This window comes from Pseudoalteromonas rubra (assembly GCF_000238295.3).
Lineage (GTDB): Bacteria > Pseudomonadota > Gammaproteobacteria > Enterobacterales > Alteromonadaceae > Pseudoalteromonas > Pseudoalteromonas rubra.
On sequence record NZ_AHCD03000011.1, the window covers coordinates 1 to 928 of the forward strand.

Below are 928 nucleotides of genomic sequence, written 5' to 3' on the forward strand. Positions count from 1 at the left end.
TTCGCAGATACCGTTTGTCTGCGGCGACATCGCTTTGGTTGTAGTATGGTCTATGTCGTTGATCGCTAGGTAAAGCTGGTAGTCATGGTGCTCAACCTTACCGCAGTACTCAGTTCCCCGGTCTGTGAGGATCCTTAACATGGGCAGCTCATGCTGCTCGAAGTAGGGTAAAACTCTATCATTCAGTAGATCTGCTGCTGTGATCGGTGTTTTAGTGGTGTAGAGCTTTGCAAAAGCGACTTTACAATATGTATCAACAAAAGTTTGCTGATATATACGGCCAACTCCCTTTAGGTTTCCGACATAAAAAGTGTCTTGTGAACCAAGGTATCCGGGGTGCTCAGTTTCAATTTCGCCGCAGGCTTCATCGTCCTGTTTTTTCTTCTCAAGGGCTGTTACCTGGGACTCTGTGAGAATGATACCTTCTTGCGCGACTTTAGCCTCTAGTGCTTTCAGACGTTTTTTAAAGTTTTCCAAGTCATGGCGCAACCAAATTGACCGCACACCACTGGCAGAAACAAACACGCCTTGTTTTCTCAACTCATTGCTGGCTCTGACTTGCCCGTGAGCCGGAAATTCAAGCGCGTAGGTGCAAACTGCTTTTTCAGTTTCTTCATCTACGCGATTCTTCAGGTTTGGTGCTCTACGCGATTTATCGATGAGTGCATCAATACCGCCTTCATCAACGAGCTCTTGATAACGATAAAATGTATCTCGCGAAACCCCCATCATTTTGCAGGCTTTAGATACGTTTCCAAGCTCTTCAGCCAGGTTGAGCAAACCAGCTTTGTGTTTAATGATTGGATTGTTAGTATGTAACATGAGAGTTACTCCTTAGTTGTTTTGAACAAAGATTCGACACCTTTATCAAAACGGGTAACTCTCAATTTTTCAAATCGAAATGTCAGGTCTAGTCGGAACTAATTCA

The 928-nt window shown here is 44.3% G+C and carries 1 protein-coding gene; it reads right to left on the bottom strand.

Features of this window, described 5'->3' with window-relative positions:
• Window positions 1–822: IS481 family transposase (locus PRUB_RS00060; RefSeq protein WP_021032746.1), on the bottom strand; the 822-nt coding region annotated here is incomplete at its 3' end.
• Window positions 823–928: the final 106 nt, after the last annotated feature.